Consider the following 25,930-nt stretch of genomic DNA (forward strand, 5'->3'; position numbering starts at 1 on the left):
TTTCATCGCCGTATCCATTCCGAGGAGAACGCAAGATGAGCACCACGCTGCAGACCGCCGAACAGATTCAGCACGACTGGGACACCAATCCGCGCTGGGCCGGGATCACCCGCAACTACACCGCCGCCGACGTGGTGCGCCTGCGCGGCACCGTGCACGTGGAGCATTCGCTGGCCCGGCTCGGCGCCGAGAAGCTGTGGACCTACCTGCACGAAAAGGACTTCGTCAACGCGCTGGGCGCGCTGACCGGCAATCAGGCGATGCAGCAGGTCAAGGCCGGGCTCAACGCGATCTACCTGTCCGGCTGGCAGGTCGCCGCCGACGCCAACCTGGCCGGGCAGATGTATCCGGACCAGTCGCTGTACCCGGCCGATTCGGTGCCGGCGGTGGTCAAGCGCATCAACAACACGCTGCTGCGCGCCGACCAGCTGCACCATGCCGAAGGCAAGGACGAGATCGACTTCCTGCAGCCGATCGTGGCCGATGCCGAGGCCGGTTTCGGCGGCGTGCTCAACGCTTTCGAACTGATGAAGGCGATGATCGAGGCCGGCGCCGCCGGCGTGCACTTCGAGGACCAGCTGGCTTCGGTGAAGAAGTGCGGGCACATGGGCGGCAAGGTGCTGGTGCCGACCCGCGAGGCGATCGAGAAGCTCAACGCCGCGCGCCTGGCCGCCGACGTGCTGGGTGTGCCGACGCTGCTGGTCGCGCGCACCGACGCCGAGGCCGCCGACCTGGTGACCAGCGACATCGACCCCAACGACCGCCCGTTCACCACCGGCGAGCGCACCGTCGAGGGCTTCTTCAAGACCAACAAGGGCCTGGACCAGGCGATCAGCCGCGGCCTGGCCTACGCCCCGTACGCCGACCTGATCTGGTGCGAGACCGGCAAGCCGGACCTGGCCTTCGCGCGCCAGTTCGCCGAGGCGATCCACGCCAAGTTCCCGGGCAAGCTGCTGGCCTACAACTGCTCGCCGAGCTTCAACTGGAAGAAGCACCTGGACGATGCGACCATCGCCAGGTTCCAGCAGGAGATCGCCCGCTACGGCTACAAGTTCCAGTTCATCACCCTGGCCGGCTTCCATGCGCTGAACTACTCGATGTTCAACCTGGCGCACGGCTATGCGCGCCGGCAGATGAGCGCCTTCGTCGAGTTGCAGGAAGCCGAGTTCGCCGCCGCCGATCGCGGCTTCACCGCGGTCAAGCACCAGCGCGAGGTCGGCACCGGCTATTTCGATGCGGTCGCCCAGGCGATCCAGCAAGGTCAATCCTCCACCACCGCACTGAAGGGCTCGACGGAAGAAGAGCAGTTCCACGGCGAAAAGGCCGCCTGATTTGCAGCCAGGCGTTCATTGCCTGCCGATCCCCAAAGGGAGAGAACCCGGGTTCGCCCGGGCTTCTTTTTAGATCATTGGCTTTTTGAGGGAAGTTGACGCAGGCGTCCCAGTCAATCAGGTATGCCGGAAGCACGGGTTCAACGAAGCGTCGTACTGCCTGTGGCGCAGCACGTTCGGCGGGCGGTGTGGTCGATGGACTTCGTGTTTGATCGCGCCGCCGATGGCCGGGTGCCGAAGTGCCTGACCATCGTGGATGACGCGACCAGCGAATGTAGCGTGATCGAGGTGGAACGGGCGATCTCGGGGCAGGGCGTGGCGCAACGTCTGGCACACAGTCGTGGCCTTCCGAAGGTGATCCGCAGCGACAACGGCAAGGTATTCATCGGCAAGGCAATGGCGATATAGGCGCATGATGCGAAAGTGGATCCGCGCCTGATCGGGCCGGGCAAGCCGACGAACCAGAATGCCTACGTCGAATCGTTCAATGACCGCTTCCGCGATGAAGGTTTGGACGAGGAAATGAAATGTTTACCAGATCTGCTGTACGCCCGTGCCGTGATCGAACTCTGGCGGCGCGAGTACAATGAGGAACGAACGACCGCAGAAACGAGTGAATGGATTGACGCCTGCGGCCTATGCAAAGCGACTAGCTGCCACAGCAGGTCGAAGAGAAGGTAAAGTAATCTTGGACTCTAAACCTGCCGCTACTGAAAGTGGGAGCGTCGGCAGGGCGCCAATGAGCGAATGACGCGGCGCGTAGCCCATGCAACGGCCCGGCCGAACAAAGCCAAGGATCTCTCGACGTTGTGCGAAGAGATCGATATCAGGTCTGGGCGCTGCTTGATGGGGACTCTGCAGAAGCACGCTCTGATGAGGATGGTTTCAATGGATCCCAGATGGCTAGTCGATGGCCTGATCCAAGACCAAAGATACTCGCCGATGTCACTTTTTTTGGGACTAAATTGTTTTTCTGCGCATATTTATCTACAGCAAGCTGGAGCAGAGATGCTCCACCGGTGTTGCAATTTCCAACCTTGTCAGATGCGTGCGGCGGTAGTCGCTGAAATCTTGGAGTAGATGCCGCCAGGCGATCACGGCGCGCAGTATCAGCTATTGGGGGAAAGAGCGCGGAGGGGACTCCAGTTCCATTACTGGCCTAATAACTCGTCTTGGTAAAGCTGATGGAGGGTAAACTGCTGTTTTACTCCCATTAAGTCGATGCTGTCTACGTCAGATATTTTCTTGAGACTAACCTTGCGCCCTATGGCTTTTGGAAGGTTCTCAAACGCCCGAAGATCCCGCTCGGCTGCGGCTGGCCTCGCGACTCTGTAATCATCGGCTTTCTTCGGCCACATCTCCATCGTTGACAGTGGCAAAAGGCGATATATTGATGAAATCTCGCCATGCAGGGTTAAAGGATCGCCCGCATCGCCTCTGACTCGACAATATGCATTGTGAAAGTCTTCGCGAGTGGCAAAGGATTGGCCAGCGAGCGCCGAAAGCGCTGCTTTGACAGGCTCCGAGAAATTTCGCGCATCTTTCCGCCCCGCTTTCCCGATAAGATGACGCAGCAGCTTGTCATCCAAAATAACGGGGCCACGTTTTGGATCACCTCCGACGCCATACAAAATTGCACCGCTCTTGCGTCCTCGGTTTGGATCGCCCGCAACTACATAGCCATGCGTGGGAAGCACATACCCGCGCGTGTTCCTGTTGACGTAATGAACAGGAACTCTGCGTAACGCCTCAGCCCCGGAAAATTTGAGTGCGTGAAGTACGGTATCAAATGCCTCCCGCTCCTTGCCTTCAGGCAGCGCAGGGAATCTGCCTGGATGCCGCGCATCCACAACCCTCCCTTCTTCGTTACATTGGTAGTCGATCGAAGCCATCTTTCCGCCGGAAAAGCGCGCAGCTCGCGTCCAGCCATCACCTAAATCGAGCGTCGTAGCGTCTGGCTTACCCTTTCCATCAGCCATGAATTCGACGAACGCCCGGACACGAGACTCCGGATTTCGCATGCCCAAGAGGGATTGGATCTTGTGTCCGATTTTTGCGGCAACTCCCGACGCCTGAGTCCAATCGACACGCTTTTTCTCAGCGTGCAACTTGCTTCGCACCTGCGGATCTTCGGCTATCTGCTTGGAGGAAGATATGGACCTTCTACTATCACTTGAGAGAGCGTGTCTCGGCGCTCTACCCAGACCTGCGAGCGTAGAGTGAATAGCGCTATCGTATCGGCTGGAAGCGCCGACGGTAGCGGAACAAGATGCATGCTGGCCAAGTTCTTCACCAAGATGGTGCGGGACATCCACATTGGCCTTGTTGTGAAGATTGTGTTCTTTGATAGTGAACATTCGCCAATCCCGGAAAGAGTGAAATTTGTTTCATGACTATCTGGATCTTGCCATGTTACTAAATCCGTCGATGCAGAGGGATTCTGTCGAGCAGCCTCGCTCCGATTCCGATAGCGATTGTTCAGCGTAGCGTCGCGATCGAGTTGGCCACATGGCGCTGGGCGCGCGACAGCCGCGCCACGCGGGGGGTCATTCGCGGGTAAGGCAGGTTTTTGGCGCCGTGACGGTTCTTTTTGATTCTTCTCCCACCTAGGGCCTCTGTTAACGCTATCGGGCCAGGCCAGGCCACGCCGTGCTTGGGCGCGTAAGCGGCAAGGAAGCGCGAGGGAGCTTATGTCGATAAGCGACCGCGCGATGACGCCGTCGTGTGCGCGCCCAAGCGCGGCCATTCGGGTTGCCGTGTGCGGCGCCCAGGCGGCCGCGCGTGGCGTGGACAGGCGGCCAGCCTGCCACGGCGCCACGCACCACCACCTGAGCGGCGCACACGGCAACGTGGCCTATCCCGATAGCGTTCACGGACCCTAATGGGAAAGGCGCACGGCCGACCTTCAGAATTGGCGTTGTCTAGATAGCAAAACGGGGATCGGCCGTGGCCGCGGTGGATTGTATTGGGCAGTTGAGTAGCTGGGGGGGCATGGTGTCGCGGTTGCGTCTGGCCTGCGCGCACTGCCGACCGCGTCTGGAGCGCCTGGATTGGCTGGACCGGCATGCCCGCCTCACGCGTTGGCTGGCCGACAATGTGGCGCGGCTGTGCGCGGCGACCACCATCGTGCATGCCGCGCACTGGTTCGGGCTGGACGGGCAGACGGTGAAGCGGATCGACGTCCAGCACCTGGAGCGGACGCTGGGACCGATTGACCTGAGCGGGGTGACGGTGCGCGATGGATGAGTACGCGATCCAGAAAGGCCGCCGTCGCGCGACGCTGCTGGTCGAGCCGCAGCGCAAGCGCATGCTGTGGGTGGCCCGAGGACGTTCCCGGGCCGAGGCGCGCCCGTTCTTCGCGCTGCTGGGACCGCACGGCTGCCACCGTCTGCGTGCCGTGGCGATGGACATAAATGCCGCCTACGACTTGGAAGTGAGGCAGCACGGCCCTCCCGGACTTGGGTGAAGAACTTTTTTTGTCGCGCGGCGGCGCGATTAGCGGCGCCAATGCAGTGTCTACGTGTTGCGCCAGGCTTGTGCGCCGCATTGTTGCGTGACGGCGGCGGTAGCGATCGATTCCAGGTCTTTTGCGGTCTCTGCTGGATGCGAGATCGGCGGCGACCGCACTGTGGGCGCGCTGTTCAGGTGCTATGCTCCGTCCAAGATGGCGGGCCACGCCAGGAGCAGTAGGGGGTTGGATGAGCTGCGACAGCGCCGCGTCCAATGCACGCGAGACAATTTCGACGGTTGCTGTGGTCGCCCCTAAGCCGAGCGAGCTGGCGGTGCTGACCGCGGCGGAGCTGCGCCTGTTCTCAGAGTTCGGCCGTTCGCGCACGGTGCGTGCCGGCGACGTGCTGTTCCGGCGCGGCGACGGCGGCAGCGCCATGTTCGTGATCGGCAGCGGTGTGATCGACCTGGATTTCGGCGAGGACCTGGTGGTCAAGCATCTCGGACATGGCGAGTTTTTCGGCGAACTGGGGCTGTTGATCGGCAGCCACATGCGCAGCGCCGATGCGATCGCCGCCAGCGACGGCGTGCTGGTCGAACTGGACCACGACGATTTCCAGCGCCTGGTGGAGCGCGACCCGGGCCTGGTCGCCTACTTCCTGCGCCGCACCATCATGCGCGTGGTGATGAACGAGCAAACCCTGATCCGCCAGCTGCGCCGCCGCAACCACGACCTGGAAGCGGCGTTGGACAATCTCTACGCCACCACCCACCAGCTCACCCAGACCGAAGAGCTGGTGCGCACCGATGAACTGACCGGCCTGCACAACCGTCGCGGCCTGATCCTGCGCCTGCAGGAGTGCCGACGCGATGGCCGCTCGCCCGGGCCGGGCCTGCTGCTGATCGACTGCGACCGCTTCAAGCACATCAACGACGAGCACGGCCACCTGGTCGGCGACCGCGTGTTGCAGAACGTCGCCAACATCCTGCGTTCCGTCGCCGGCCAGGACGACATCGCCTGCCGCCTAGGCGGCGACGAATTCTGCCTGCTGGTGTCCACCGGCAACGTGCAAGACCTGCGCCGCATCGGCGAGTTCGTGATCGCCACCGTGCAGAACCTGCTTGGCGTGCCGCATCCCTCGCCGCATATCTGCCCGGTCAGCATCGGCATCAGCCGGGTCGACCCGCAATCCGACTGGAACGACTGGTACGCCAACGCCGACGCCGCGCTATACGAGGCCAAGCGCCTCGGCGGCAACCGGCTGTACTGGCACGACCTCGCCTCCGCATCCCAATGACCGTGCGCGCGCCCTCGAGCTGCCCATGAACGACGCTCACCCGCCGCAGCCCGAGGTCCCGCAGCTCCGCACCCTGCTGCTGACCGACCTGTGCGATTCGATGGCGCTGGTGGAGCGGCTCGGCGACGCCAACGCTGCCGAACTGTTCAAGCTGCACGACGCGCTGGTGCTGGAACTGCAGCAGCGCTGGCGCGGGCGCCTGATCGACCGTTCCGACGGCCTGCTGCTGCTGTTCGAACGGCCGATCGACGGCCTCGGCTTCGCCCTGGACTACGCCCGCGGCCTGCACGCGCTGGGCACGCAGCGCAAGCTGGAACTGAAAGTGCGCGCCGGCCTGCACGTCGGCGAGGTGCTGACCTGGCGCAACAGCGACGCCGCGGTGCAGGTCGGCGCCAAGCCGTTGGAAGTGGAAGGCCTGGCCAAGCCGACCGCGGCGCGGCTGATGACCCTGGCCCGGCCCGGACAGATCCTGCTGTCGGCGGTGGCCGAGTCGCTGACCCACCGCGCCGCGCGCGAGCTGGGCGAGCGCGGCGAGCGCCTGCTGTGGAAATCGCACGGCCGCTGGCGCTTCAAGGGCGTGCCGACGGCGCAGGAGATCTACGAAGTCGGCGAGATCGGCAACACCCCGCTGCGCGCGCCGAAGCCGACGCCGAAGGCGTGGCGGGACATCCCGCTGTGGCGGCGGCCGGCGGCGCTGCTGGCAGAGATCGGCCTGATCGCCGCGGTCGCGGTCGGCGTCTGGTTCGTCACCCGCCCGCAGCCGGCCATCGCGTTCGCCGAGCGCGACTGGGTGGTGGTGGGGGATCTGCGGAATCTGACTGGCGACGTCGCGCTGGACGACTCGCTGCAACAGGCCTTTCGGATCAGCCTGGAACAGTCGCGCTACGTCAATGTGCTCAGCGATCTGAAAGTGCGTGAGACCCTTGGGAGAATGCGGCGCGATCCGGAAAACACGGCCCTTAACCGGGAAATCGCATCCGAAGTCGCCTTGAGGAGCGGCGCGCGTGCGGTGATTCTTCCAACCGTTTCGGAATTCGGCGGTAGGTTGCGGATCAGCGCGGAGGTGGTCGATCCCAGAACCCAATCCACCGTCTATGCGCAGGTTGCCGATGGCAGGGGCATCGGCTCCGCGTTGGCCTCCGTAGACACGATCACCCATGAGTTGAGACAGAATTTCGGCGAAGCACTGGAGAACGTGGAGACGGAGTCCATTCCGTTGCCCAAGGTGGCCACCGCCAACCTCGATGCGTTGAGAGCCTATGCACTCGGCCTGGAAGCCTATGGCCGATCCAAGCGAGATCAGGCACTGGCGCTGTATCGCCGAGCCGTCGAGCTGGACCCGGGGTTCGCGCTCGCCTACCTAGGGATGCTGAGGGTGTATGTCAGCGCCAGCGACAATGCAAATGCCGAGAAGTACCTGCAACTGGCCATGAAACTTCGGGACCGGTTGCCGCCGCGCGACAGGCTCTATCTGGATGCGTGGAGCGCGGAGTTTTCGGAAAAACCCACAATGAACTCGCCCGAGCGCTGGAAGACGCTGGCCGATATCTATCCCGACTACTACGCGGGGACGGCGAACTACGCATGGAGCGCCTTCGTTGCAGGCGACTACGAAGGTGCGTACACGACGGCGCAGCGCGCATCCGTACAGCAGAATCCCTTGCGTGGATTCGCGATCGACACGATGGCGCGCGCGCGATTGGCGGAGAACAACTACGCCTCGGCGCTGGACCTATTTCGTGAAAGCGAAGCGTCGCGCGGCCTGAGCGCAACGCGGCAGAGGGTCGCGGCACTTGCTGCGATGGGCCGCCTGGACGATGCGGAGAAGCTCCTGAAGTCTCTCTCCAGGCAGGACGCCTTGTCAGAGGCGAACCAGTCTGCGGGCTTCGAGACGATCAGCATCGCGGTCGACCGGCAGGAATGGAAGGGCGCCCGCCGCACTGCTACGACCTATGCTGAACACTTCAAGTCGCGCAACGAGCAGGTCTATCAGCAGTTCGTCTTCATGCGGCACTGCGTCGATTTCCTCGCCAGCGGATTCCTGAAGACATCGGAGCTTGAGGCCGGCTATGCGCAGGCGGTCGCTGCGGCGGCGCGAGCCAATCCGGCGGATCGATCGGATCTGGCCTTCATCGCCCTTAGCTACGCCTATCTCGCGCAGCGCTCGGGAAGCGCAAAGCTCTACACCGAGCGAGCGGCGCAGATGGAATCCATCACGCGCGCGACGGGCGATAGCAACGTCTCCCAGCTTCTGTCGATCTTGAAGGCAGGCGATCTGCGCCTAAAAGGAAATTGCGCTGGATCGATCAGTTCGATCAAGGAGCTGCTCTCGGGCCGGGAGATATTCCAGGCACATGTCGCGCTGCGTGATGCCGCAGAGGCATGCCGGGAAAACGGCCTGGTCGCGCAGCAGAATGCGTGGCTGGAGAAAAACCGCGGACTGGCCTATATCCAGGCCGCGGGGAGTATCGTCATGCAGCCCTTGAACGTGAGCGATACCAGGGCAAGGCGTGGGGATCGCGTCGCGCTCAACTAACGGCGTGGCTCACTTCTTTCCGATCGATCCCAGGATCTTGCCGGCTTCGAAGCAATGTGGATTGGTTTGAGACGCATGCGAGGTCAAGTAGGCGCGAAGCTCCTCGGCAGCCCGGATGATCTCCTTCTTGGGCGCAATCTTGTGAACGATCAGGCATGGCGGGGCCGGGCAACCTTTCGGCGGTTTGCACCCGATGCTGATGAGAGCATCCAAAGGCGAATTCTTGAACAACTTGCGGAACGTGTTGTCCGTACTCAATTTTTCCAAAAGCTTTTCTACGACAGCCTGATTCAGCTTTATCGTCTCTGCGGTCATATTAATTCCCCTGTAGTTAATGATACTGCTGCGCGCGTCGGACACTGCGGTGTATCCTGTCGCGGGCCTCAGCTTAGCATGCGAGTCGTTGGAGAGGCGTGGCGCGCATGCGCATAAATAGAACAAAATCAGGCAGATGCGTCATGGGGCTTCAGGGGTGGTCGTAGGTGTGGCTGTAATGTGCAGTCCATATCTATTTGCTCTCAAATAAATATATATCATAAATAAGTATTATTAAAAATCGAGATTTATATGAAAATACGGCGTTGTGCTGTGGTCTATTTTGAAAGCAGGGAAGATGCCGCTTTCAGCCTGGAATCAATACTTCAAGGTGGGGATGGTCTGGTACGCACCAAGCGTTGGCTCGCATTGGCTGCTCATCTGGACGAGGAAACCGAAGTCAGCCCGCTCGAAATGGCGCTGCTCGGAACGATGAGCGCTCATCAGTGGATATCGAGCGAACAAATAAGTTTCCACCCCGAGGAGTTGGTGGTTGGTCTTCTGCAAAAGGGGCTGTTGGTGAGCGATGGCAGAAAATACGCCGCTCACCAGCAGCGCGACGAATCGATACGTTCGGTGCATTGGTGGCCTGCCGCTGCGTTGATGCAACGTCTCAGCCGCTGGCGTGGCCTGGACAGCGCAGCCGCGATGGAAGCAGGAGGTATGGCGACGGCTGCGGATCTGTGTGCAAAGTTGGGAGCGCCCCCCTCGGAAAATCATTCTTTGACAGACCCGAGTCGCCGCGTTCCGCTGGCGCGCCAAGCAGGGAACTCGTTCGACGCTCTGTTGGCCAGAAGATCGACGTGTCGGAATTTCGACCAGGTTCGATCGGTCTCCGGCGAGTTGCTTTCCCACATGCTGCAAAGAGTGCTGATGGCGCAGGCGTTGGTTCGCGTGGAGAACGAAGCGACCTTTCTGAAAAAGAACGTCCCTTCGGGCGGCGGCCTACATCCGACCGAGGCGTATCTGATCGTGCAGAACGTCGATGGCATTGCACCAGGAATCTACCATTACCATCCGGTCGATCATGCACTGGAGCCGATGGCGATCGAGTATCGCGCGCTACCTGACCTGTCGAGAGAAGCGCTGGCTGGCCAGTACTGGTTCTCCAATGCGCCTGTGCTCATGGTTCTCACTACGCGCTTTGAGCGAAGTTTCTGGAAGTACCGACGGCATGCGAAGGCATATCGCGCCACTATCCTCGATGTCGGGCATATCGCTCAGACACTCTATCTCAGCGCGACCGAGCTTGGCTTGGGGGCATTCGTCACCTCGGCGATCAACGAAGTGGACATCGAAATGCGGTTGGGTTTGAATCCGATGGAAGAGGGCGTGATGGCCATATGCGGATTCGGGTGGCGTGCGGATCATATGGAGACGAGCGAATTCGATCCTCTGCACGAGGTATGGATCGAAAAGCAAGCATGAACAGCGTGAGCTCGGGTGGAGAGCGCGCGGAGATCTGGATTCGGCAAGATGGTATGCCAGCCGCGAGCCTTGACGATCTGATATGAGCAGCCCGGCGAGCCGATGCCCGCCGGGCTTACCTTGCGAGATCGTTTCTAGTTGCTGGCCTTCAGGAGCTTCTTGGACACTTGCCCGGATTCAAAATAATGAGGATTCTGGAACACGCTGCTCGATGTCAGGTAGCTATAAAGATGAGCTTTCGACGCATTCAATTCATCCTTCGATGCCAGCGATTTGACGGTCATGCAGAAGTTGGAGCTTCCTTTTTCTGGATAAACTCCGATGAGTGAAAGCGCTGTAATCGGATCCTCTTCAAACTTGGCCCTGAAACCGTCGTCTTCGGCAAGCAACGACAACAATTTCGAGGCTTGAACGTCGCTCAATTGATTTAAAGATTTACGTGCATCCTTCGTCTGTGAAAATTTCATTTCAGAGTGCATGGTTCACCTTATCCTTTCGATTGAAGTGTATTTCGCTACCGGGGTTCCTTGCTGAAGCCATCCATCGCACACGCTGTTGGTGCTTTTTCGACATTAGCATAAATTCTAGGCGCCTCATGCTTCCCTTGGCAGACTCAACTTCCAAGTGCAACACCTGACAGAGCGTAGGGTGTTGCGATGGGAAGACAGTACAGTCATCTGAGTAGTGAGGAACGCGCGGTGCTTCAGGTCGAACGCGATCGGGGAACGAGTCTTCGTGGGATCGGTCGCCGCCTGGGGCGTAGCGCATCGACGCTGAGCCGCGAGATCCGGCGTCTGGACAGCGGCGTGTACTCGGCGCATGCGGCAGCCCTGGTGTATCGATCGCGGCGATCGCGCAGCGTACGAGCACGCAGGCTGATCGCGGGCGCGGTGCTGTTCGAGTTCGTCCACGACCGTCTTGTGTTCGATCGCTGGTCGCCGCAGCAGATCGCGGCCACACTGCGGGACATGCATCCAGACGACGCCAGCCAGCGGGTCAGTCACGAGACGATCTACGCGGCCATCTACGCGCATCCGCGCGGCGGCCTGAAGCAGGCCCTGGTCGATGCATTGCGCCAGAGCAAGCCCACGCGAGGCCGCAGGCGCACCACAGCAGCGGCGCGCACCTGGGTACCGGAGGAGCTGCGCATCGTGCATCGGCCCGAAGCGGTGGAACAGCGCCTGCTGCCGGGGCATTGGGAGGGCGACCTGATCAAGGGCGCGTTCAACCGGTCCTGCGTGGGCACGCTGGTCGAGCGCAAGACACGCTTCGTGGTGCTGTGCAGGATGGATGGCTGCACCGCGGACGCCGCGCTGGAAGGCTTCACTCGCCAGATGAAGAAGCTGCCGGCCTTCCTGCGCGAGAGCCTGACCTACGACCGCGGAACGGAACTGACCTGTTACGAGGAGCTGATGCGACGGTTGAACATCGACGTGTGGTTCGCCGATCCGTATGCGCCGTGGCAGCGGGGCAGCAACGAGAACACCAATGGCCTGCTGCGCCAGTTCCTGCCCAAGGGCGTGGACTTGTCGCAAGCGAGCCAGGAGTACCTCAATCACGTCGCCAAGCTGATGAATGGGCGTCCTCGCCAGACATTAGGCTGGGCCACGCCGGCAGCGGCCATGGAGAAGGAAATCCTCGCCTTCAAATCACGTGTTGCACTTGATTCTTGAGACCGCCCTTTCTATGCTGAGTGAAGAACGAGTTCATGCCGCCCGGCTTTGTTTCGGTCGAGGCGGCGTTTCGTACAAGGGCTCGATCTCGGTGCGAACGTGCAGCAGAGTTGGGAACCAAATGTTCGTTGAGGCCCCCACGGGCTGGCGAATACCACCAGTATCAGCAGCACGCTGCCGGCGATCAGCGCCGACAGACGACCGCGGTCGCCGGACTTCACCTTGATCACCGATGGGCCGATCATCGCGCAGCCGGCCATGTCGCCGATCAGCCCGCTGGCGATGTTGGTGGTACCTGGGCGATGTATTCCGCTGCCCCGCTCAGTGCGCCTCGCTGTGCGGCGATTCGGTTGCGGCCACGGTCGCCTCGCCGGGCATGGCCGACTTTGCCGGCTTCTCGCTGTGTTCCAGCAGGTCCAGCCGCTTGCCGCCGGGGAGCCGGTAGTCCAAATCCTGCTCCAGCGCATCCAGCGCCGCGACCTTTACGCATAGCGCGTCGGCCCTGGCTTCCAGGGCCTTGCCGCGCGCCTCCATGCGCCGCTCCATGTCCTTCTCCATCGCGTCGGTGCGTTTCTCGATGTCGTCGGCGCCGCCGGTGAACACCGCGAACATAACGCCGCGGGTCAGCGCGCCGGCCATTTCCTCGGCGGCGGCGCTAACGTTGGCCTCGAATGCCTTGTCGAACAGGTCCTGCTGCCATCGGCCTTTGCCGAGGGTGCGGTCCAGGTGGGCGAGGGCGGCGTCGCGGTGCCGCTCGATCTTGCGCGCTTTGCTGCGGCTACCGGTGATCGCTTCGACCACGCCGCCGAAGGCGTCGAAGGTGATGCCGACCACTTCGCGGGCGATGCCGGCCACTTCGGGGATCAGCGCCTGCGCGCCCTGTTCCATCTGCCGCAAGCGCTGGGCGTCGGCACTGCTGAGCGGCTGCGCGACGCCGTCCACCTGCAGGCGGCCGTCATGCAGGAACACGGTCTTCGGCGTGCCGGCGCTGCGGGTCAGGGCGACGCCGGTCCGGTCGACGATGACGTCGTAGGGCGTGGAAAAGCCGCATTGCTGCGAGGAGAACTGCGGGCCGGCGCTGGCGCTCGCGGCGGCACCGAGCAGGGCGAGGGTGCAGGCGGAGAGCAGCAGGCGCATGGCGGCGGTTCCTTTGGGCGTGGCTGCAGCATCGGCGCTGGGCTATGCCGTGTCCTCTGCGGGAAGTCAGGGTGCGGGAAGTCATGCCCGCACCGCAGCGCGTCGGCAAGCCCGCTCAGATCTAGCCCGGACTCTCAGGCATCTTCCAGTGCTGGAGAAGGGGGCCTTGCCGGCCGGCGACGGGATCGCTGGGCGGGAATGGCAACTGGGCGATGCGCTGGATCGTTTCGGCGCTGGGCGCCCGCCGGCGGATATCCCAGTCCTGCCCGACGGGATAGGCGCCGACCACCAGGACGTCGCTGCTGCAGGCGATGCAGCAATGGCCGGTGCCGGCCGGCAGCAGCAAGGCGTCGCCGGCCGCCAGCGCGGTTTCGGGGCCGCCTGGGCCGCCGATGAGCAGCCGCGCGCTGCCGCTGGCCACGCCAAGCACCTCGTGGGCAGTGGAATGGTAGTGGTGGTAATCGTAGATGCCATCGCGCCATTGCGGTGGCCAGCCGTTGGCGGCAAAGCGGCGTTCGAAGCCGTCGGCATCGCTGTCGCCGTCGACCTGGCGGTACAGCAGCACTGGCAGAAACGGATGATTGGGCACCCAGTCGTGCCGAGGCAGTAGCCAGTGTTCCAGGCGCATCGGTTGATCCTCGCGGGCTTGGCGTCGGGCAGTGGTCGGGTGGCGCTGTGCCGCCTCAGGAACATGCTAGCCAGGCCACGTCGCGGCCGCGTCATCGCATGCGTAGGCGGTCACGACTCATCCCGGCTGCGCGCTGATCGGTCAGACGGTGATCAACGTGAAGTCCGGCGGTCGCGGTGCCTGTCGGCGCTGGTCGCCGGCAGCGCGCTGCGGTCGTGACCCGTGCAGGTCCGCCGCGGGCGACCCGCGCGCGGCGCAAGAGGCAGCGACGCGGGCATCGCTACAGGCGCCGCCGCACTCCTCAATGCAGCGAAGCCGGCCCCGCGTCGTCCCGATGATGCGTGCCCAGGTCTCCGACCATGGCGGCGCTGGCGGCGTTCAGCCCCACCACCTGCACCTGCGCGCCATGGCGGCGGAACTTCAGCACCACCTTGTCCAGCGCGCCGATGGCGCTGACGTCCCACAGATGCGCCTGCGTCAGGTCGAGCGTGACCCGCGCCGGTGCGTGCGCATAGTCGAATGCCAAGGCGAAACTGCCGGCCGAGGCGAAGAACAACTGGCCGCTGATCCGGTAGGTGTGGCCGCCATCGGCGTCCTCGGTTTTGGCGATGTCCAGCATGCGCCCGACCTTGCGCGCGAAGAACAGCGCCGACAACAGCACGCCGGTCAGCACGCCGCGCGCCAGGTCGTGGGTGGCCACGGTCACCACCACGGTGGCGAGCATCACCAGGCTGGAGCTCTTCGGGTGCGTGCGCAGTTGCGCCAGCGAGCGCCAGCTGAAGGTGCCGATCGAGACCATGATCATCACCGCCACCAGCGCCGCCATCGGGATCTGCCGCACCCACGCGCCAGCGAACACCACCAGCATCAGCAGCACGCTGCCGGCGACCAGCGCCGACAGGCGCCCACGGCCGCCGGATTTCACGTTGATCACCGACTGCCCGATCATCGCGCAACCGGCCATGCCGCCGATCAGCCCGCTGGCGATGTTGGCCGTGCCCTGGCCGATGCATTCGCGGTTCTTGCCGCTGGGGGTGTCGGTCATGTCGTCGACGATCTGCGCGGTCATCATCGATTCCAGCAGGCCGACCATCGCCAGCGTCGCCGACACCGGGAACACGATTTTCAACGTCTCCAACGTCCATGGCACGTCCGGCAGCAGGAACGTCGGCAGGCTGTCGGGCAACTGGCCCTTGTCGCCCACGGTGGGCACCACGATGCCGAAGTACAGCGCCAGTCCGGTCAGCAGCACGATCGCCACCAGCGGCGGCGGCAATGCGAGCGTGCGCGTCCAGCGGTGACCGAGCAGCAGGGCGGCGGCACCGATCGCCGCCACGGCGTACAGCGCACGCGCATCGAGGCTGCCGGCGGTCAGCGCGGCGCCCAGTACCAGCAGCCACAGGCCGAGTCCGGCGAAGGTGCGCTGCGACAGCCACGGCAGGCCGTAGATCACCAGCAGGCCCAGCGCCACCAGCGGATACACCAGGGTCGGCACGCCGATCAGCTCGGGCAGCTGCGCCATGAAGATCAGGATCGCCAGCGCGTTGACGAAGCCGGTGATCACCGAGCGCGAGACGAAGCGCATCAACGCGCCGAGCTTCAGCACGCCGGCGAGGATCTGCAGTACGCCGGTCAACAGCGTCGCTGCGAGCAGGTAGTGCAGGCCGTGCTCCTTGACCAGGCCGACCATCAGCAGCGCCATCGCGCCGGTCGCGGCGGAGATCATGCCGGGCCGGCCGCCGACGAAGGCGATCACCACGCAGATGCAGAACGAGGCGTACAGCCCGATCTTGGGATCGACTCCGGCGATGATGGAGAAGGCGATGGCTTCGGGGATCAGCGCCAGCGCCACGACCAGACCGGCGAGCACGTCGCCACGGAGGTTGCCGAACCATTGCTGGCGCAGCGGGGGATGGAGATTCACGAGAAAACGCTCCTGACGCCGCGCCCGTCGCAGGGCGGCGCTACACGAAATGGAAAGCCAGAAAACCCGAGTCCCGCAGGGGGACGGCGTGAAGAACAAGGCGCGGGTGTCAGGGTGGCGTCATGTCGTGGCGTGGGGAGCGGAGGAACGCGCGCGGCGATGCGTGCCACGCCAGTATAGAACACTCGTGCCATGCCGGTTTTGGGCTGCTTCGCAGTTGTGCGTGCTGTGCATGGCGCTGTGCTGGTGGGGCGCTGTGCATGGCAGGCATGCGGCCGCATAGCGATCAGCAGGAAGCCGGCCTGGACGGCCACTCGCAGCCGATGGCATGCTTGCCCGGGTCGAGCCGCGGAACGCGTCGTCCCATTGCCGGAGCCGATGCGGCGCACAATCTCCCCACGATTTGCGCGCAGAATGCGCCGATCAGACTGCGCCACATGGAGCGCCGGCGAATGAACGATTTACGCATCGACCGTGTCGACGCTGCCTTGTCCGCGCTGGACCAGGCCGACCCGCAGCGCAAGGCGGCGTTGTGGCAGTGGGCGTATCTGGAAATGCTGCACGAGACCCTGAGCGCGCTGCATCAGCTGGCGCATCGGGTCGGCGTGGCCGAGCTGGTCGCCGATGCCTGGCTGGCGCCGGTGGACGTGATCGCGTTGGAACAACCGTTCCTGGACCGTGCCACGCTGGCCGACCCGCGTGTGCAGGGGTTCGCGCTGGCGCTGGCCGAGGCATCCTCGCGCCAGTCGCGCGCCGAGTTGTGGCGCAGCACGTATGCCGGTGCGGTGCAGGCGACGCTGCAGGGCATGCAGGCGCTGGCCGGCAAGCACCGGATCGACGCGCAGGTCGCTGCGCCGTTGTCGCCAGCCTGATCGCCTCGACGCCGTTCACGCCTGGAGCCCGCAATGACGCGCGGTGTCGTTGGTGCGCGCTTGCGAGGGAGGATGCAGGCGCTTCCATCTTCGGCAGCTCGATGCATTGCCGACGCGCCAGGCACGCGGCGTTCACCATGGCGCAACGCTATCTCCGACAGCCTTGGTCGCATGGCCGACCTACCCCGCCATCCGCCTTCGCCATCGACCGTCGCGTATCCAGCACCGCTTGCGCGCGACACGCCTGCCGATGCTTCGGGTAGCACGGAGGCGCGTGCTTGGTGCCGGCAATTGCGCGCCGCGTTGCCACGCTGGCTGCTCGCCGTGCTGTCGCTGCTCGGCCTGGGTGCGGCCCAGCCGCTGTTCTGGTACGCCCGTGCTTGACCTCCTGTCCTCCTCGAGCGGAGTACCGCGCATGGCGCCATCTGCCGCACACGACCATGTCCGTCGCTGCAGCGTACGCACGCATCCGCCCGGCGGGCACGAGGCCGCCACGCATGCCTGGATCGCCGCCGAAGTGGCGCGGCTGATGCGCCTGCCGTTGCAGGATGCGAGTGCGGCACAGCGCGGTTTCTACGTGCCGGACGACACCTTGACCGCCGCACAGGCGCAGCACCTGGGCGTGCGCGTGGCGGCCGACCTGCTCGGTGGCGTGGTGCCGCATGCATTCGTCGCCACCAAGGCGATCAGCCATCCGTTGGTCGATCCCGGCGCGGCCGCGCCGCAGGGCTGGAACCATGCGCTCGGCGCCGCATTGGCCGCGGCGACGGTGCCCGGCTACACCGCGTTCGCGGCGGCCGATGCGCGCACGGCGTATGCGCGCCTGTGCGGCGGCGGCCAGGTGCGATTGAAGTTGCCGCATGGCATCGCCGGGCAGGGCCAGCTGTTGCTGCACGACGCGCCCGCATTGGATACCGCGCTGGACGCAGCGGCGGCGACGGATCTGGCGCAGCAGGGCGTGGTGCTGGAACGGCAGCTGGACCGCTCGACCACCTTCAGCGTCGGCGAAGTGGACTGCGCCGGCATGACCATCGCCTACTACGGCACGCAATCGGCCACCGCGGACGGCGCCGGCCACGAGACCTACGGCGGCTCGCACCTGTTCGTGATCCGCGGCACGCTGGATGCGCTGCTCGAACGCGCGTTGCCGCCGCCGCAGCGCGAGGCGGTGCTGAAGGCGCGCCACTACGATCGCTGCATCGCGCAGGCCTATCCCGGCTTCTACGCATCGCGCCGCAACTACGATGTGATCGACGGCATCGCCCAGGACGGCACGCGCCTGCGCGGCGTGCTCGAGCAGTCCTGGCGCATCGGCGGGGCGACGCCGGCGGAACTGGCCGCGATCGCTGCCTTCCAGCGCGAACCGGCGCTGCACGCGGTGGTCGCGGCCACCGTCGAGCGCTACGGCGCGGCGGCTCTGCCGGCCGGCGCCGAGGTCTACTACACGGGCGAGGATCCGCGCGTGGGCCGCCTGACCAAGTACCGCTATGCGAGCGTTGCAGACTGACCATGGAAACCAAGCTCTCCAGCATCGATATCGCGGTGGACGGCGCCGCCTTGAGCGGCACCTTGCTGACCCCGACCAACGGCATGCCCGGCGTGCTGTTCGTGCATGGCTGGGGCGGCAATCAGCATCACAACCTGGTGCGCGCGCGCGAAGCGGTCGGCCTGGGCTGCGTGTGCCTGACCTTCGACCTGCGCGGCCACGAAGGCCTGGCCTCGATGCGCGAGACGGTGACCCGCGCGCAGAATCTGGACGACATCAAGGCGGCCTACGACCGCCTGGTGGATTGCCCGCAGGTGGACCCGGAGTCGATCGCGGTGGTGGGCCTGAGCTACGGCGGCTATCTCGCCTCGCTGCTGACCCTGGAACGGCCGGTGGAATGGCTGGCGCTGCGGTCGCCGGCGCTGTACAAGGACGCGCACTGGGATGGCCCGAAGGTGGCGCTGAACCAGGATCCGGAGCTGATGCCGTACCGGCACCGCGCGGTGGCGCCGGCCGACAACCTTGCGCTGGCCGCGTGCCAGCGCTTCCGCGGCGACGTGCTGCTGGTCGAGGCCGAGCAGGACGCGATCGTGCCGGGGCAGGTGCTGAAGAACTACGCCGCGGCGTTCTCCAATGCGCGTTCGCTGACCTCGCGGGTGATCAAGGGCGCCGACCACGCGCTGACCCGCAAGGAACACCAGCTCGAATACACCCGCTATCTGATCGACTGGCTCACCGAGATGGTGGTCGGGCGCCGCGTGGCGCTGGCCAAGAACGTGGTCGAGCGGCGCAAGCAGCAGCTCAAGATCGCGCAAGGCGATGCGGCCACATCGCCCGGCCAGGGGTCGAAGGAGTTCCAGGGCCGCATCGAGGCCAAGGAACGCACGTCCGACGCGCCGCCGTCGCGGTGAGCCACCGGCACGAGGCGCGGCGCGAGGGTTTGCGCACCGCGCTGCAGTGTGCAGCGCGACCATTCTTCCCGGCGCGCCCGCGGGTGCCGTCAATGACTGCGGCCGGATTGCTCCAAATGGTGCCAGGCATGGCGGACCAGCCAGCGCGCTTCGTCCCACGGCACCGACAGCGACGGTGCCAGGTGGTGATAGGACTCCTGCAGCACGCGGTACAGCTGCGCCTCGGTGGCGCGCGGATAGGCCAGATAGACGTCGTAGCCCATCTTCAGCAGCGAGGCGTAGTCGGAGAAGCCATGGTGACCGAGGCGGCCATTGGCATGGGCACGCCGCCAATAGGCCATTTCGGCATCCAGATCGACGACGGGACGCGCGTGGGCAGGACGAGCGAGAGCGGAAGCGGTCTGCATGGGTAGGACTCCTCTCGAGGCCACCCCCCTGTCGCTCCGATCCTAGCGGATATTTCCGGCGATGTGCGCCGACGGGGACGACATTGCGCGCGCATTGCTGAACCGATCAGCGAGATGAGCGGGCAGGTGCCTTGGAAGCGTTTGCAACGCGGCGTTTGCAATGCGGCGCTGCGTCCCGGCGCGCCGGTTGCGACGTCGCGTAGCGCGACGGGACGCCTTGCGCGCGCCCGACGCCTCGGCTGCGGTTGCAGGCCGGTCGTTGTGGCGATGGCAAGACCGCCGGTCCCAGCATTGCAGCGCCGCGATGGTTTGTGGCAGCGCTGCAATGCGGCTGTTGCGTCAGGCGTGCCGGCGCCGCTTCGCAGATGCTTGCTGCCGGCGCGCGTCTCGGCCTCAGTCCCAGTCCGGCGCGATGCCGGCCGGGTTCGCCAGGCGCTCGCCACGGTCCAGCGTGGCGATCTGCGCCATGTCCTCGGCGTCCAGGCGCAGCGATTGCGCGAGCAGATTGCTGGCCAGGTTCTCGCGCTTGGTCGAGGACGGGATCACCGCATAGCCCTGCTGCAATGCCCAGGCCAATGCCACCTGCGCCGGGGTGGCGGCGTGGCGCGCGGCGATCGCGGCGATCACCGGATCCTGCAGCACCTTGCCGTAGGCCAGGGTCATGTACGAGGTGACATGGATGCCCTGCTCGTGCAGGAAGCCGATCAGCTTGCGGTTCTGCAGGTAGGGATGCACTTCGATCTGCTGGGTGGCGATGGCCTCGGCGCCGAGGATCGCGATCGCCTGCCTGGTCAGCGCGATGGTGAAGTTGGACAGGCCGATCCGGCGGGTCAGCCCCTGTTCGCGGGCGGCGGCCAGCGCATGCAGGTACTCGGCCATCGGCACCGCATCGCGCGGCGATGGCCAGTGCACCAGGGTCAGGTCCACGTAGTCGCTGCGCAGCTTGTCCAGGCTCTGCCGCAGGCTCGGCAGCAATGCGTCGGTGGCCAGCTTGTCGGTCCACACCTTGGTGGTGACGAACAGGTCCGCGCGCGGCATGCCGGAGGCGGCGATGGCCTGGCCGACCTCGGCTTCGTTGCCGTAGATCTGCGCGGTGTCGATGGCGCGGTAGCCCAGTTCGAGCGCGTTGCGGACCGAGTCGATGACGACCTGGTCCTTGAGCCGGAACGTCCCCAGGCCGAAAGCGGGAATGCGCATGCGATGACTCCTTGCGAAATAAGGAAGGGGGAGCAAATGCGGGTTTCAGTATGCGGGCGCAGCGGCGCCTGCGCGACCACGGACACCTGCAGGTCGGGCACATTGCCGAACGCGACCACGCCCCAGGCCAGCACCGTCGCCGGCACCCGCCAGCGCTTGCCGGCGGTGACGCCGAGTGCGAGCAGCACCAGGGTCGGCAACGCGAAGATCAGGGTCGGCGCGGCGATCGGGCCGCAGCGTCGCCGGTGCGCTGCGCGGCACGTCGCGGCACGAACGCCGGGAAGATGGGGGCGACCAGGCCAACCCAGCCCCCAGGAGCCCCGGATGAACCTCCATAAACGTGCCCGTTCGACGCCTCGAGGTCGCGCCCTGCTCGTTCAGCGCATTCTCCAAGAGGGCTCGCGTCCGGTCCGGGAGCCGGAATCGCTGCGCCATGTACGCACGCAACGCGTGCGGTTGCGCTCGTTCGATGGCCGTCGATCGCCGGCTCGATCGCTGGTCGAGCGAAGCGCTCCGGCATCGGGCACGTCGCCATCGCCGACGCATGCGCAGCGGATTGGCAAAGACCCGGTTCCAGTTCTGGTGTTTTGGTTTCGGCGCGATGCGGCCTGCTAGGCTCGCGGTGCGTCCTCCAGCAGCCAGGCACTTACTTTCCGGTAACTGGGTAGCGCCCGCGATCAAGCCATTTCCCACGACCGGAGCCATCGAAATGAACATCCGCCTGCATGCGTATCTGCTCGCCTTGCTGCTCGCGTTCCCCGCTGCCGCCGCGTTCGCGCAAACCGCGGTCACCGCCAATCCCGACCACCAGCAGCTGCTGCAGGGGTCGGATCGGCGGACCACGGCGAACAAGCACACGGTCTACGACTTCTGGCGCATCGTGTTCGAAGCCGGGCACACCGAGGACGCGCCGAGGTACATGGCCAAGGACTATATCCAGCACAATCCGACCGTGGCCAACGGCCGCGACGCATTCCTGCAGTTCCTGACCGCGTTCGTCAAACCGCAGCCGATCAAGCCGCGCGTGCAGCTGCCGCTGGTGGCGATCCTTGCCGAGGGCGACTACGTGACCCTGGTGTCGGTACGCACGCTGCCCGATCCCAAGGACGCGACCAAGACCTACACGACCACCTGGTTCGACATGTTCCGCATCCAGAACGGCAAGATCCAGGAGCATTGGGACCCGGCGACCAAGTGACATGGGCCGGGGCGGGCCGTAGCGGCGCTGCGCCGCTGCGGCACGCAGCGACGGCTCGGCATGTCGGCAGGGCATGAGGAGGCTAGACTCCCAGACTCCGATCGCGGCCGACGGTCGCGCGCGTCTCCTTCCCTAGCCGACATCGCCGCCATGCCCTTCCTCGAACTTGTGACGCATCGCCTGCACTACCGCATCGACGGCAGCGAAGGCCGTCCATGGCTGACCTTTTGCAATTCGCTCGGCACCGATCTGCACATGTGGGACGCGCAGATCGACGCGCTGGCACCGTACTACCGGGTGCTGCGCTACGACCGCCGCGGCCACGGCGCGTCGAGCGCCGCGCCGGGACCGTATCGGATCGAGGACCTGGCCGGCGATGTGCTGGCGCTGCTCGATGCGCTGTCGGCGGAGCGCACCCATTTCTGCGGCCTGTCGATCGGCGGGCTGACCGGGCAGTGGCTGGGCATCCATGCCGGCGCGCGCCTGCACACGCTCACCGTGTGCGCGACCGCGGCCAGGATCGGCACCGAGGATGGCTGGCAGGCGCGCATCGCGCAGGTGCAGGCCGACGGACTGGCGCCGCTGCTCGCCGGCACCCGCGAGCGCTGGTTCACCCCGGCCTTCGTCGAGATGCAGCCGGCGACGGTCGAGGCGATCCTGGCGAGCTTCCTGGATACCGATGCGCAGGCCTATGCCGCGTGCTGCGAAGCGTTGGCCAGCACCGACTTCCGCGGCATCCTGGGCGAGATCGCCACGCCGCTGCTGGCATTGGCCGGACACGACGACCCGGTGTGTCCGCCCGACGATCTGCAGGCGATCGCGACGCAGGCGGCGCGCGGCAGCTTCGCCCAGGTGCATGGCCGGCACCTGTGCAATGTGGAATCGCCGCACGCCTTCAACGACGCGCTGCTGCGCTTCCTGTTGCAATAGCCACGGGCAGGGCTGCGGAGACAGTCGCCGCGTGATCGCGACCGCGCAGCGCAGGCTGTCCAATCCCGAATCCCTAATCCCGGCTCTCATCCAGCTTCACCACCAGCTTGCCGAAGTTGCCGCCGCCGAGCATGTCGATGAAGGCCTGCGGCGCGTTCTCCAGCCCGTGCACGACATGCTCGCGGTAGCGCACGCGGCCGTCGGCCAGCCATGCGCCCATCTCGCGCAGGAACTCGGGGTAGAGCTTGACGAAATCGCCGACGATGAAGCCGCGCACCGTCAGCCGCTGACGCAGCACCTGGTTCAGCAGCGCCGGCAGGCGGTCCGGCCCCGGCGGCAGTTCGCCTCGCTTGTTGTAGGTGGCGATGGTGCCGCACACCGGCACCCGCGCGAAATCGTTGAGCAGCGGCAGCACCGCGTCGAACACGTGGCCGCCGACGTTCTCGAAATAGACGTCGATGCCGTCCTGCGCGGCGGCGCGCAGTTGCTCGGCGAAATCCGCGGCGCGATGGTCCAGCGCCACGTCCACGCCCAGTTCCTCGCGCAGGTAGCGGCATTTGTCGGCGCCGCCGGCGATGGCGATCACTTTCGCGCCGCGCAACCGGGCGATCTGCGCCACGCTGGCGCCGACCGGGCCGGTGGCGGCGGCGACCGCCAAGGTTTCGCCGCTCTGCGGCTTGCCGATCTCGTGCAGGCCGGCATAGGCGGTGAAACCGGGCATGCCGTAGACGCCGAGCGCGGTGCTCGGCGGCAGCGGCGACTGCGGATCGAGCTTGCGCCGCAGGCCGGCGCCATCGGCCACCACATGCGTCTGCCAGCCGCCGTTCTGCACCAGCACCAGATCGCCGGGCTTGAGGTCGGCATGGTGCGATTCCAGCACCTCGGCGACGCTGCTGCCGACCATCACCTCGCCCAGTTGCACCGGCGGCGCGTACGAGGGCGCATCGCTCATGCGTCCGCGCATATACGGATCCAGCGACAGCCAGCGGTTGCGCAGCAGCACCTGGCCGGGGCCGGGTGCGGCCAGCGGCGCCTGTTCGATACGGAAATTCTGCGTGGTCGGCGCACCCTGCGGGCGCGAGGCGAGAACCACGCGGGTGGTGTGGGAAGCGGAACTCATGGGGTTTCCTTGCTGGCGGTATCCAGTTGCGCGACGTCGTCGGCCGACAGCGCCAGGCGCGCGGCGGCCAGCAGTTGCTGCAACTGCTCGATGCTGGTCGCGCTGGCGATCGGTGCGGCGATGCCGGGACGCGCGATCAGCCACGCCAGGGCCACCTGGGTCGGCGTGGCCGCGTGCTTGCCGGCGATGTCGTCGAGCGCGGCGAGGATGCGCAGGCCGCGCGCGTTGAGATAGCGCGCGATCACGCTGTCGCCGCGCGCCTGGCTCTTGGCGGCATCGGCGGGGCTGCGGTACTTGCCGCTGAGGAAGCCGCGGGCCAGCGCGTAGTAGCAGAGCGTGCCCAGGCCCTGCTCGCGCACCAGCGGTTCCAGGCCGGCTTCGTAGCCGCTGCGGTCGTACAGGTTGTATTCGGGCTGCAAGGTCTCGTAGCGCGGCAAACCATATTGCGCGGAGACCTTCAGTGCCTGGGCCAGGCGTTCGGCGCTGTAGTTGGAGGCGCCGATCGCGCGCACCTTGCCTTGCTCGATCAACCGCCCGAACGCGGCCAGCGCGGCTTCCAGCGGCACCGACTCGTCGTCCTCGTGCGCCTGGTACAGGTCGATCACGTCGGTCTGCAGGCGCTGCAGCGATTCTTCCACCGCCGCGGCGATGTTGTCGGCGGACAGGCCCGGGCGTTCGGCCCATTTGCCGACCTTGGTCGCGATCAGCACCTTGTCGCGCTTGCCGCTGCGCTTGAGCCACTGGCCGATGATGGTTTCCGACTCGCCGCCGCGGTTGCCGGGCACCCAGGCCGCATACACATCGGCGGTGTCGATCAGGTTGTAGCCGGCCTCGACGAAGGCGTCGAGCAAGGCGAAGGAGGTCTTGGCGTCGGCGCTCCAGCCGAACACATTGCCGCCGAAGGCGAGCGGCGCCGCGTGCAGGCCGGAACGGCCGAGTTCGCGCGTGTGCAGCATGGGGAACGCTCCGCTGTGGGGAAGGGCGACAGGATAGTCGCCCGAGGTTTCGGTATCGGGGCGATGGTGGCGAAAACAGCGTTCCGTTTGCGTGATTCGCGCTAACGCGACGACAACATTCGGGCGCGCAGGCGTGCATGCTAGGCTCGCGCCACATCGACAACGGACGGACGCCATGAGCCTTCTCACCACGCTTGCCTGCGCTTGTACCCTGGCCATTGCCGCGACGCTGGCGATCCCGACCGCACAGGCGCTCAAGCCTGCCGACAGCGCCAGCTTGCCGGTGCCGGATGCGGCGCTGCGGGCCGCCATCGACGGCAGCTGGCGCGACCGCGTCTATGTCGCGCGCGATGCCTACCGGCATCCGGGGCAGACTCTGGCGTTGTTCGGCATCACGCCGACCCTGACGGTGATCGAGATCACCCCCGGCGGCGGCTGGTATTCGGAAATCCTGGCGCCGTACCTGCGCGAACGCGGCCAGTACATCGCCGCGGTAGTCGATCCGGCCGCGGTGCCGGAAGGACGCGGCCGCGACGATCAGCAGAAGGCGCGCGCGACGCTGGAGCAGAAGTTCGCCGCCGCGCCGGCGCAGTACGACCACGCCAGGCTGGTGGCGTATTCGCCCGCCGCACCGGTATTCGGTCCCGCGGCGTCGGCCGACCTGGTGCTGACCTTCCGCAACGTGCACAGCTGGCGCATGGCCGGCCAGGCGGAGGGCATGTTCAAGGGCTTCTACCAGGTGCTCAAGCCCGGCGGCGTGCTCGGCGTGGTCGAACACCGCGCCAAGGCCGACGTGCCGGCCGACGACAAGAGCGGCTACGTCGGCCAGGCGCAGGTGATCGCGATGGCCGAGGCGGCCGGCTTCACGCTGGCCGGCAAGAGCGAGGTCAACGCCAATCCGCGCGACACCAAGGATTACCGGGGTGGCGTGTGGACGCTGCCGCCGAGCAACAGCCACGACGCGGCCGACGACGCCAAGTACAAGGCCATCGGCGAGAGCGACCGGATGACGCTGAAATTCGTCAAGCCCTGAGCGACGGCGGCGGGAACGGACATCCGGCGTGGGAGAATGGCCCACGCCGCGCGCGCCGTCGCTGCTTCGCCGGTTTCCGCATCTTCGCTCTCCAATCCCCGCT

Annotated in this window: 25 protein-coding genes and 2 pseudogenes; 16 read left to right on the top strand and 11 right to left on the bottom strand. The window is 65.5% G+C overall.

The genetic code is table 11. The annotated features are described in order from the left end of the window. Positions 1 to 35: 35 nt before the first annotated feature. The 3 genes and pseudogenes from aceA to FZ025_RS09825 all read left to right on the top strand — a co-directional run. Positions 36 to 1,331 carry an isocitrate lyase gene (aceA, locus tag FZ025_RS09815; protein ID WP_046978237.1) on the top strand — a complete coding sequence of 432 codons (1,296 nt, stop codon included), beginning with the start codon at positions 36 to 38 and terminating at the stop codon, positions 1,329 to 1,331. An 85-nt stretch (positions 1,332 to 1,416) separates the two neighbouring features. After that, entirely contained in the window at positions 1,417 to 1,578 is a 162-nt protein-coding gene (locus FZ025_RS22890; protein WP_158185547.1) for a transposase, read from the top strand. Then, positions 1,518 to 1,986: pseudogene (locus FZ025_RS09825) on the top strand (integrase core domain-containing protein); the annotation flags it as partial. The gene FZ025_RS22890 and the pseudogene FZ025_RS09825, both read left to right, overlap by 61 nt. Positions 1,987 to 2,482: 496 nt before the next feature. Here FZ025_RS09825 and FZ025_RS09830 read toward each other — a convergent pair. After that, the gene (locus FZ025_RS09830) at positions 2,483 to 3,688 is read right to left on the bottom strand and encodes a type III effector (protein ID WP_244292501.1); all 1,206 of its coding nucleotides are present in this window, start codon (positions 3,686 to 3,688) and stop codon (positions 2,483 to 2,485) included. Between the two features lie 634 nt (positions 3,689 to 4,322). Here FZ025_RS09830 and FZ025_RS09835 point away from each other — a divergent pair. The 4 genes from FZ025_RS09835 to FZ025_RS09850 all read left to right on the top strand — a co-directional run bounded on the left by FZ025_RS09835 (position 4,323) and on the right by FZ025_RS09850 (position 8,612). Further along, positions 4,323 to 4,577, top strand: a complete 255-nt coding sequence (locus FZ025_RS09835; protein ID WP_053057172.1) for a helix-turn-helix domain-containing protein — start codon at positions 4,323 to 4,325, stop codon at positions 4,575 to 4,577. Continuing rightward, a complete protein-coding gene (locus tag FZ025_RS09840) occupies positions 4,570 to 4,797 on the top strand; it encodes a transposase (RefSeq protein ID WP_053057171.1) in 228 nt (75 codons plus the stop codon). The genes FZ025_RS09835 and FZ025_RS09840 overlap by 8 nt, the downstream gene beginning before the upstream one ends. 232 nt (positions 4,798 to 5,029) lie before the next feature. Further along, positions 5,030 to 6,076, top strand: coding sequence for a GGDEF domain-containing protein (locus FZ025_RS09845; RefSeq protein ID WP_046978236.1), 1,047 nt, complete (start codon positions 5,030 to 5,032; stop codon positions 6,074 to 6,076). 25 nt (positions 6,077 to 6,101) lie between these two features. Beyond that, a complete protein-coding gene (locus tag FZ025_RS09850; protein ID WP_046978235.1) occupies positions 6,102 to 8,612 on the top strand; it encodes a putative peptide modification system cyclase in 2,511 nt (836 codons plus the stop codon). Between the two features lie 9 nt (positions 8,613 to 8,621). On the opposite strand, the gene FZ025_RS09855 is transcribed toward FZ025_RS09850, so the two are convergent. Next, entirely contained in the window at positions 8,622 to 8,972 is a 351-nt protein-coding gene (locus tag FZ025_RS09855; RefSeq protein ID WP_046978234.1) for an NHLP-related RiPP peptide, read from the bottom strand. A 207-nt stretch (positions 8,973 to 9,179) separates the two neighbouring features. Between FZ025_RS09855 and FZ025_RS09860 the strand changes: the two genes are divergently transcribed. Beyond that, a complete protein-coding gene (locus FZ025_RS09860) occupies positions 9,180 to 10,355 on the top strand; it encodes a putative peptide maturation dehydrogenase (protein ID WP_046978233.1) in 1,176 nt (391 codons plus the stop codon). A gap of 134 nt (positions 10,356 to 10,489) precedes the next feature. Here the strand turns inward: FZ025_RS09860 and FZ025_RS09865 are convergent, their stop codons facing one another. Next, positions 10,490 to 10,834 (bottom strand): NHLP-related RiPP peptide, encoded by a 345-nt coding sequence (locus FZ025_RS09865; RefSeq protein WP_104558997.1) that lies wholly within the window; start codon positions 10,832 to 10,834, stop codon positions 10,490 to 10,492. A gap of 177 nt (positions 10,835 to 11,011) precedes the next feature. On the opposite strand from FZ025_RS09865, the gene FZ025_RS09870 reads away from it, so the two are divergent. Continuing rightward, entirely contained in the window at positions 11,012 to 12,028 is a 1,017-nt protein-coding gene (locus tag FZ025_RS09870; RefSeq protein WP_158185509.1) for an IS30 family transposase, read from the top strand. 137 nt (positions 12,029 to 12,165) lie between these two features. On the opposite strand, the pseudogene FZ025_RS09875 reads toward FZ025_RS09870, so the two are convergent. The 4 genes and pseudogenes from FZ025_RS09875 to FZ025_RS09890 all read right to left on the bottom strand — a co-directional run. After that, positions 12,166 to 12,324: pseudogene (locus FZ025_RS09875) on the bottom strand (SulP family inorganic anion transporter); the annotation flags it as partial. Between the two features lie 25 nt (positions 12,325 to 12,349). Further along, positions 12,350 to 13,165, bottom strand: coding sequence for a DUF2884 family protein (locus FZ025_RS09880; RefSeq protein WP_046979575.1), 816 nt, complete (start codon positions 13,163 to 13,165; stop codon positions 12,350 to 12,352). A gap of 121 nt (positions 13,166 to 13,286) precedes the next feature. Further along, entirely contained in the window at positions 13,287 to 13,793 is a 507-nt protein-coding gene (locus tag FZ025_RS09885; protein WP_046979576.1) for a cupin domain-containing protein, read from the bottom strand. A gap of 301 nt (positions 13,794 to 14,094) precedes the next feature. After that, positions 14,095 to 15,717 carry a SulP family inorganic anion transporter gene (locus FZ025_RS09890; RefSeq protein ID WP_104558859.1) on the bottom strand — a complete coding sequence of 541 codons (1,623 nt, stop codon included), beginning with the start codon at positions 15,715 to 15,717 and terminating at the stop codon, positions 14,095 to 14,097. 452 nt (positions 15,718 to 16,169) lie between these two features. On the opposite strand from FZ025_RS09890, the gene FZ025_RS09895 reads away from it, so the two are divergent. From FZ025_RS09895 to FZ025_RS09910, 4 genes are all read left to right on the top strand, one after another. Then, entirely contained in the window at positions 16,170 to 16,589 is a 420-nt protein-coding gene (locus FZ025_RS09895) for a hypothetical protein (RefSeq protein ID WP_046977398.1), read from the top strand. A gap of 171 nt (positions 16,590 to 16,760) precedes the next feature. Next, positions 16,761 to 16,973, top strand: a complete 213-nt coding sequence (locus FZ025_RS09900) for a hypothetical protein (RefSeq protein WP_146093602.1) — start codon at positions 16,761 to 16,763, stop codon at positions 16,971 to 16,973. A 31-nt stretch (positions 16,974 to 17,004) separates the two neighbouring features. Beyond that, a complete protein-coding gene (locus FZ025_RS09905) occupies positions 17,005 to 18,096 on the top strand; it encodes a DUF3182 family protein (RefSeq protein ID WP_046977399.1) in 1,092 nt (363 codons plus the stop codon). Positions 18,097 to 18,098: 2 nt separating this feature from the next. Beyond that, a complete protein-coding gene (locus tag FZ025_RS09910) occupies positions 18,099 to 18,986 on the top strand; it encodes an alpha/beta hydrolase family protein (protein ID WP_046977400.1) in 888 nt (295 codons plus the stop codon). A gap of 89 nt (positions 18,987 to 19,075) precedes the next feature. Here FZ025_RS09910 and FZ025_RS09915 read toward each other — a convergent pair whose 3' ends face one another. Continuing rightward, a complete protein-coding gene (locus tag FZ025_RS09915; RefSeq protein ID WP_046977401.1) occupies positions 19,076 to 19,393 on the bottom strand; it encodes a hypothetical protein in 318 nt (105 codons plus the stop codon). Between the two features lie 393 nt (positions 19,394 to 19,786). After that, positions 19,787 to 20,590 carry a 2,5-didehydrogluconate reductase DkgB gene (gene dkgB / locus FZ025_RS09920; RefSeq protein ID WP_046977402.1) on the bottom strand — a complete coding sequence of 268 codons (804 nt, stop codon included), beginning with the start codon at positions 20,588 to 20,590 and terminating at the stop codon, positions 19,787 to 19,789. A gap of 709 nt (positions 20,591 to 21,299) precedes the next feature. Between dkgB and FZ025_RS09925 the strand changes: the two genes are divergently transcribed. Beyond that, complete coding sequence (locus tag FZ025_RS09925) at positions 21,300 to 21,788, top strand: nuclear transport factor 2 family protein (RefSeq protein WP_046977403.1); 489 nt, start codon at positions 21,300 to 21,302, stop codon at positions 21,786 to 21,788. A 150-nt stretch (positions 21,789 to 21,938) separates the two neighbouring features. Then, positions 21,939 to 22,718: a 3-oxoadipate enol-lactonase gene (gene pcaD / locus FZ025_RS09930; RefSeq protein ID WP_046977404.1), complete on the top strand. Its 780-nt coding sequence runs from the start codon at positions 21,939 to 21,941 to the stop codon at positions 22,716 to 22,718. A 73-nt stretch (positions 22,719 to 22,791) separates the two neighbouring features. Here the strand turns inward: pcaD and FZ025_RS09935 are convergent, their stop codons facing one another. Next, positions 22,792 to 23,838: an NADP-dependent oxidoreductase gene (locus FZ025_RS09935; RefSeq protein ID WP_104558857.1), complete on the bottom strand. Its 1,047-nt coding sequence runs from the start codon at positions 23,836 to 23,838 to the stop codon at positions 22,792 to 22,794. Then, positions 23,835 to 24,794 carry an aldo/keto reductase gene (locus FZ025_RS09940; protein ID WP_104558856.1) on the bottom strand — a complete coding sequence of 320 codons (960 nt, stop codon included), beginning with the start codon at positions 24,792 to 24,794 and terminating at the stop codon, positions 23,835 to 23,837. The genes FZ025_RS09935 and FZ025_RS09940 overlap by 4 nt, the downstream gene beginning before the upstream one ends. 175 nt (positions 24,795 to 24,969) lie before the next feature. Between FZ025_RS09940 and FZ025_RS09945 the strand changes: the two genes are divergently transcribed. Further along, positions 24,970 to 25,827 (top strand): class I SAM-dependent methyltransferase, encoded by an 858-nt coding sequence (locus tag FZ025_RS09945; protein ID WP_104558855.1) that lies wholly within the window; start codon positions 24,970 to 24,972, stop codon positions 25,825 to 25,827. Positions 25,828 to 25,930 lie beyond the last annotated feature (103 nt).

It is taken from the genome of Xanthomonas hyacinthi, from assembly GCF_009769165.1.
Taxonomy (GTDB): domain Bacteria; phylum Pseudomonadota; class Gammaproteobacteria; order Xanthomonadales; family Xanthomonadaceae; genus Xanthomonas_A; species Xanthomonas_A hyacinthi.